Origin of the sequence: Pseudomonas syringae (assembly GCF_000737245.1) — a bacterium.
GTDB classification, from domain to species: Bacteria; Pseudomonadota; Gammaproteobacteria; order Pseudomonadales; family Pseudomonadaceae; genus Aquipseudomonas; species Aquipseudomonas syringae_J.
The window spans coordinates 63,151-70,463 of the sequence record NZ_JPQU01000039.1 but is presented as its reverse complement, the minus strand read 5'-3'; the positions used below and the strand labels follow the sequence as shown (position 1 = coordinate 70,463).

At 57.8% G+C, this 7,313-nt stretch carries 6 protein-coding genes; 4 read left to right on the top strand and 2 right to left on the bottom strand.

From position 1 onward, the window contains the following. The first annotated feature begins 403 nt into the window (after positions 1-403). Positions 404-1,795: a GABA permease gene (gabP, locus tag IV01_RS11025; RefSeq protein ID WP_032629124.1), complete on the top strand. Its 1,392-nt coding sequence runs from the start codon at positions 404-406 to the stop codon at positions 1,793-1,795. Positions 1,796-1,990: 195 nt separating this feature from the next. Here gabP and IV01_RS11030 read toward each other — a convergent pair whose 3' ends face one another. Beyond that, positions 1,991-2,410 carry a DUF3010 family protein gene (locus tag IV01_RS11030; protein ID WP_032629123.1) on the bottom strand — a complete coding sequence of 140 codons (420 nt, stop codon included), beginning with the start codon at positions 2,408-2,410 and terminating at the stop codon, positions 1,991-1,993. Positions 2,411-2,471: 61 nt separating this feature from the next. After that, complete coding sequence (locus IV01_RS11035) at positions 2,472-2,882, bottom strand: lysozyme inhibitor LprI family protein (RefSeq protein WP_032629122.1); 411 nt, start codon at positions 2,880-2,882, stop codon at positions 2,472-2,474. A gap of 228 nt (positions 2,883-3,110) precedes the next feature. On the opposite strand from IV01_RS11035, the gene IV01_RS11040 reads away from it, so the two are divergent. The 3 genes from IV01_RS11040 (at position 3,111) to dgcA (ending at position 6,911) form a co-directional block, all read left to right on the top strand. Then, complete coding sequence (locus IV01_RS11040) at positions 3,111-4,088, top strand: dipeptidase (RefSeq protein WP_032629121.1); 978 nt, start codon at positions 3,111-3,113, stop codon at positions 4,086-4,088. Between the two features lie 216 nt (positions 4,089-4,304). After that, complete coding sequence (locus tag IV01_RS11045) at positions 4,305-4,835, top strand: DUF5943 domain-containing protein (RefSeq protein WP_032629120.1); 531 nt, start codon at positions 4,305-4,307, stop codon at positions 4,833-4,835. 15 nt (positions 4,836-4,850) lie between these two features. Continuing rightward, on the top strand, positions 4,851-6,911 hold the full coding sequence (gene dgcA / locus IV01_RS11050) for a dimethylglycine demethylation protein DgcA (RefSeq protein WP_032629119.1): 2,061 nt from the start codon (positions 4,851-4,853) through the stop codon (positions 6,909-6,911). Positions 6,912-7,313: the final 402 nt, after the last annotated feature.

Genomic DNA, 7,313 nt, shown 5'->3' with positions numbered 1-7,313 from the left:
AATATCGGGTGGATGTACTGGCCTCTTCCCGGCTAAAGCCGGTCCCACGTCGTCGTGCCAATAGCGAGATCGCTCCCACAGGTTGCCCGGCAATCCAGATAAATCCTGCAATTTTGTGCTGTTAAATCACAAGCACCTCAACAGTGCGCGTTACCGCACGATGGGTATCTTTGGTGCGCTTTTTCCAATTCAGGGTGGGGCGCTCGGTAACAAAACGTTTCATTCCCAAGCTGAAACGTTTCATGTAAAACAAAACGCACCGCTTTAAACCAAACGTTTCCGTGGGCGACGTCGTTTTTGAAACATTTTGGCGCAGTTCTTGCGTCAAGAATAATAAACAGCACCGTAGCTTTCTTTTTACGAACGCTGCGGGGCAGTCGCTCCTCACGCAAAGGTAGTCTTAATGAGCAGCATCCCTAACGCTACAGAGCTCGATCAGGGGCTCAAACCTCGGCACATTACGATGTTGTCGATTGCCGGTGTGATTGGTGCCGGTTTGTTCGTCGGTTCCGGCCACGCAATCGCCGAAGCCGGGCCTGCAGTGCTGCTGGCTTACGCGGCCGCGGGCACCTTGGTGGTGTTGGTCATGCGTATGCTGGCCGAGATGGCGGTCGCCTCACCGGACACCGGGTCTTTCTCGACTTACGCGGATCGCGCCATCGGCCACTGGGCCGGTTTCACCATCGGTTGGTTGTATTGGTGGTTCTGGGTGTTGGTGATTCCGCTGGAAGCCAACGCGGCGGCGACGATTCTGCACGCCTGGTTCCCTGACATCGGCATCTGGGTGTTCACCCTGGTCATCACCTTGCTGCTGACGGCGACCAACCTGTTTAGTGTGAAGAACTACGGTGAGTTCGAGTTCTGGTTTGCCTTGATCAAGGTGCTGGCGATCATTGGGTTTGTGGTGTTGGGCGTTGCGGCGATCTTTGGTCTGCTGCCGAACAGCCAGGTCAGCGGTGTCAGCCATCTGTTCGACACCCAGGGCTTTTTGCCTAACGGCATGGGCGCGGTGCTGGCTGCAATGCTGACCACCATGTTCTCGTTCATGGGCACCGAGATTGTCACCATCGCTGCCGCCGAATCGAAAGATCCGGAGAAGCAGATCACCAAGGCTACCAACTCGGTGATCTGGCGGATTTGCCTGTTCTATCTGGTGTCGATCTTCATCGTGGTGGCGCTGGTGCCATGGAACGACAGCCGCCTGGCTGAAGTCGGTTCCTACCAGACCGTGCTGGACATGATGGGCATTCCGAACGCCAAGATGATCGTCGATATCGTGGTGCTGATCGCGGTGACCAGTTGCCTGAACTCGGCGCTGTATACCGCTTCGCGGATGCTCTACTCCCTGGGTAAACGCGGCGATGCGCCAGCGGTTGCAACCCGTACCAGCAAAAGCGGCACGCCTTACTGGGCGGTGATTTTGTCCACGGCGGCGGCTTTCCTGACCGTATTCGCCAACTACGTGGCCCCGGCTGCGGTGTTTGAGTTCCTGCTGGCCAGTTCCGGTGCTATTGCGCTGCTGGTGTATCTGGTGATCGCGGTTTCCCAACTGCGCATGCGCCAGAAGAGCATTGCTGCGGGCGAGCATCTGTCGTTCCGCATGTGGCTGTTCCCGTACCTGACCTGGCTGGTGATCGTGTTCATCGTCGGCGTATTGGGGATCATGCTGGTGCAGGAAGCCCACCGCGTGGAAATCCTCGCCACTGGCTTGTTGAGCATTCTGGTGATCGCCACCGGGATTCTCGTAGCGCGTCGCCGCAAGGCTGAACGGGTTGGGAAGGTTGTGTTGAATTGATCGATTGATCTGCTGCACACGAAACGGCCGCGATTATCACTGATCGCGGCCGTTTTTGTTTGTCTTGTGACGCACGGGACCTGTAGGAGCGCGCTTGCCCGCGATGGCGGTCTGCCTGTGACAAATCAGGTGTTTGACACGCCGCCATCGAGGGCAAGCGCGCTCCTACAGACAGAAGGCAAGCGCGCAGTGGTTCTACTTACTTTTCATCAACCCCGAACACGCCGCCTTGTAAGCCTCATGCTGATATTTGTTCAGCGAAGGGGGCAGGGCGAAGTCGTGTTTTTTGTTCTGGGCGTTGATGGTTTGCGGCGACAGCAAGGTCACTTCGCAATCGCGCAGCAGCTGGAACACTGTCTCGATCTTGAACGTGGTCGGGCCGCCGGCGAATTCGCCTTTTTTGCTGCGCTTCTTGATCACGACATGGCTGATGCCATTTTCCCGCACAAAGCTGGCTATCTGCGTCGCGAAAGCTTTGACGTTGGCCGAGTCATCATCGTCTTCCAGCGCCAGCTTCTTGGTCGCCAGTGGCAAGTGTTCGAGGCCGCCTTGCTGGCGGGTCGCCAACGCGAAGATGGCCTCGCTGCCTTTGATTTCTACACCGCAAATGATCATTAAAGCGCCTTCACTTCATTGCCTTCAGATATAAGGCAGACACCATAGCTCATCGGTGTGTTCATTCCTGCGCAATTGATTCCAGATACTCGGAGCGTTCATCGCTCATGCGTGCCAGGCAGTCGTTTTCAGCGATGGTAAAGGCTTTGCTACCTGCCGCTGACGGGAAGACTTCAACGGCGCAATCGGCATCGCGCAGCTTTTCCCAGGCGAGCTGGGCGGTTTTGAGCTTGTTGGTAAAATCGTTGAATTGGGTCTTGTTGGCTACGAATTGGCTTTGAACCCGCTTTAACAGATTCTGAAAGTTCTCCTTCAGCAGCTCTTCGGCTGTTTCACGGCTGTATTTCGAACACTCGAGGGTTTGTTTGTCCTCATCGACGCCATCGCATGGCGAAACGTCGGGGTTTTGAGCCGCGTGAACGCCAGTGATACCAGTCACCATCAGCGCCAAAGCCAGGAATACCGTTTTCATCGAGTCGCTCCGATTCATTGATGGCCTGAATTCTGGCCTAACCGCAGGCTAAAGAACAGGTTGGCGATGAGTCGCCGTGTCGCGTCCCGTCGCCCATTGTCGTTTCTTGACGCTTTCGGCAAACCCCCTGTCGTTTTTGCACCCGGCTCCCCCGAGCCTCAGGCATATGCTGGCCTCAATAGCGCCGGCACACGATTGGCGCATCAACACCTATAAGGGGACAGCCTGATGAGCCCAGCCGAATTGCACGCCGACAGCATCGTTATTGACGGGCTGATCATCGCCAAGTGGAACCGTGAGCTGTTCGAAGACATGCGCAAGGGCGGCCTGACCATGGCCAACTGCACCGTGTCGGTGTGGGAAGGCTTTCAGGCAACCATCGACAGCATCTGCAAAAGTCAGAAGCTGATGCGTGAGAACAGCGACCTGGTGATGCCGGTGCGCACTACCGCTGACATTCGCAAGGCCAAGGAGCTGGGCAAGACCGGCATCCTGTTCGGCTTCCAGAATGCCCATGCTTACGAAGACCAGATCGGCTACGTCGAAATCTTCAAGCAGTTGGGCGTGGGCATCGTGCAGATGTGCTACAACACCCAGAATCTGGTGGGCACCGGCTGCTACGAACGTGATGGCGGGCTGTCGGGCTTCGGTCGCGAAATCGTTGCTGAAATGAACCGTGTCGGGGTCATGTGCGACCTGTCCCACGTGGGCTCCAAGACTTCAGAAGAAGTCATCCTCGAATCGAAAAAACCTGTCTGCTACTCCCACTGTCTGCCGTCCGGCCTCAAAGAACATCCACGCAACAAGTCTGACGAGGAACTGAAGTTCATCGCGGATCACGGCGGCTTCGTCGGCGTGACCATGTTCGCGCCGTTCCTGGCCAAGGGCATTGAGTCGACCATCGACGATTACGCCGAAGCCATCGAATACGTGATGAACATCGTTGGTGAAGACTCCATCGGTATCGGCACTGACTTCACTCAGGGTCATGGCCAGGACTTCTTCGAATACCTGACCCACGACAAGGGCTACGCCCGCCGCCTGACCAGCTTCGGCAAGATCATCAACCCGCTGGGCATCCGCACCGTGGGCGAGTTCCCGAACCTGACCGAAACCCTGCTCAAGCGCGGCCATGCCGAGCGCACTGTGCGCAAGATCATGGGCGAGAACTGGGTCAATGTCCTGGCGGACGTCTGGGGCGAATGATCGATTCCGGAGCCTACTGCGCCCGCCGATAGCTGCGTCAGGTCCTCACTCCAAGCTCGCCGTACGTTCGTACTGGTCTTCGCTTGTCGTTCCGGTCCTTCCTTGCTCTCGACGTGCTCGCTACGGCTCCGAAACCAATCATCTGGCTTGTTTATTAAGAGAAGCAAAAGCAAAAGCTTTGTTTCGAAACGAAGAATTTCTGGAGTTTGACCCCCCATGGCTAAAATCGCCCCGCAACTGCCTATCGAAGTCGACAGCGAAACCGGCGTCTGGACCTCTGATGCACTGCCAATGCTGTACGTGCCACGGCACTTTTTCGTCAACAACCACATGGGCATCGAAGAAGTCCTGGGCGCTGACGCCTACGCCGAGATTCTCTACAAAGCCGGCTACAAATCCGCCTGGCACTGGTGCGAGAAAGAAGCTGAATGCCACGGCCTGGAAGGTGTTGCGGTGTTCGAGCATTACATGAAGCGTCTGTCGCAGCGCGGCTGGGGCCTGTTCAAGATTCAGGACATCGACCTGGAAAAGGGCACCGCCAGCGTCAAGCTTGAGCACTCCTGTTTCGTGTACGTCTACGGCAAAGTCGGTCGCAAGGTCGATTACATGTTCACTGGCTGGTTCGCCGGGGCCATGGACCAGATTCTCGCCGCCAAAGGCAGCCCGATTCGCACGGTTGCCGAGCAGGTCTACGGCGGTTCGGAAGAAGGTCACGACGATGGCCTGTTCATCGTCAAGCCGCTGTAAGTCGAGGATTGTGTTATGGCTTTCGAAGCGATGTTCCAGCCTATCCAGATAGGCAAACTCACGATCCGTAACCGGGTATTGAGCACCGCGCATGCCGAGGTCTACGCCACCGATGGCGGTATGACCACGGACCGCTATGTGAAGTACTACGAGGAAAAGGCCAAGGGCGGTATCGGCTTGGCGATTTGCGGCGGTTCATCCAGCGTCGCTATTGACAGCCCGCAAAGCTGGTGGAAGTCGGTCAACCTGGCGACCGACAACATCATCCCGCACTTCCAGAACCTCGCCGACGCCATGCACAAGCACGGCGCCAAGATCATGATTCAGATTACCCACATGGGCCGTCGGTCCCGCTGGGACGGCGACCATTGGCCGACCCTGCTGTCGCCTTCAGGCATCCGCGAACCGGTGCACCGTGCCACGTGCAAGACCATCGAGCCGGAAGAAATCTGGCGGGTGATCGGCAATTATGCCAGTGCTGCGGGCCGTGCCAAGGCCGGTGGTCTGGACGGTGTCGAGCTGTCGGCTGTGCATCAGCACATGATCGACCAGTTCTGGAGCCCGCGAGTCAACAAGCGGACTGACGAATGGGGTGGCAGCTTCGAAAACCGCATGCGTTTTGGCCTGGAAGTGATCAAGGCGGTGCGCAAAGAAGTCGGCCCTGATTTCTGCGTGGGCTTGCGCCTGTGCGGCGACGAATTCCATCCGGACGGCCTGAGCCACGAGGACATGAAGGAGATCGCCAAGTACTACGATCAGACCGGCATGATCGACTTCATCGGTGTGGTGGGTTCGGGTTGTGACACCCACAACACCCTGGCCAACGTCATCCCGAACATGAGTTATCCACCGGAGCCGTTTCTGCATCTGGCGGCCGGTATCAAGGAAGTGGTCAAGGCCCCGGTGCTGCACGCGCAGAACATCAAGGACCCGAACCAGGCGACGCGGATTCTCGAAGGTGGTTACGTCGATATGGTCGGCATGACCCGCGCCCACATCGCTGACCCGCATCTGATCGCCAAGATCAAGATGGGCCAGATCGACCAGATCAAGCAGTGCGTCGGTGCCAACTACTGCATCGACCGTCAGTATCAGGGCCTCGACGTCCTGTGCATTCAGAACGCCGCGACTTCCCGTGAATACATGGGCGTGCCGCACATCATCGAAAAATCCACCGGGCCGAAACGCAAGGTGGTGATTGTCGGCGCCGGGCCAGCCGGCATGGAAGCGGCGCGGGTGTCTGCCGAGCGCGGCCATGACGTGACCCTGTTCGAGAAGAAAGAATTCATCGGCGGGCAAATCACGACGGCATCGAAAGCGCCGCAACGTGATCAGATCGCCGGTATCACCCGCTGGTTCCAGCTGGAGCTGGCGCGTCTGAAAGTTGATCTTCGGTTGGGTACGGCTGCCGATCCGGCAACCATCCTCGACTTGCGTCCGGACATTGTTGTGCTGGCAGTGGGCGGGCACCCGTTCCTGGAGCAGAACGAGCATTGGGGCGCAGCGGAAGGCCTGGTGGTCAGCAGCTGGGACATCCTCGACGGCAAGGTTGCGCCGGGCAAGAACGTGCTGGTCTACGACACCATTTGTGAGTTCACCGGGATGTCGACGGCCGACTTCCTGGCAGACAAAGGCAGCCAGGTGGAGATCGTCACTGATGACATCAAACCGGGCGTGGCGATTGGCGGCACCTCGTTCCCGACTTACTACCGCAGCATGTATCCGAAAGAAGTGATCATGACCGGCGACATGATGCTGGAGAAGGTCTACCGCGAAGGCGACAAGCTGGTGGCGGTGCTGGAGAACGAATACACCGGCGCCAAGGAAGAGCGGGTGGTGGATCAGGTGGTGGTCGAAAACGGCGTGCGTCCGGATGAAGAGCTGTACTACGCGCTCAAGGCCGACTCGCGCAACAAAGGCCAGATCGATATTGAGGCGCTGTTCGCCATCCAGCCACAGCCTTGTTTGAGTGAGCCGGGCGATGGGTACTTGTTGTTCCGCATTGGTGACTGTGTTGCTCAGCGAAATACCCATGCGGCGATCTATGACGGGCTTCGACTCTGTAAGGATTTCTAAGCCGAACCCGTAGGAGCGCGCTTGCCCGCGATGAACGATGATGCGATATGGCTGACAGACCGCAGCGCCTGGATCGCGGGCAAGCACCGCTCCCACAAGAAAATGCTGAGATCCGTTGGAGCGAGGCTTGCCCGCGAAGAAGTCGACGCGTTGTGCCAGACAAACTGCGCAATGGCCTTCGCGAACAAGCCCAGCTCCAACAGAGATCGAAATTCCCTGTGGGAGCGGTGCTTGCCCGCGAAGAACGATGATGCGATATGGCTGACAGACCGCAGCGCCTGTATCGCGGGCAAGCACCGCTCCCACAGAAAAAAGCTGAGCCCCGTTGGAGCGAGGCTTGCCCGCGAAGAAGTCGACGCGTTGTGCCAGACAAACTGCGCAATGGCTTTCGCGGGCAAGCCC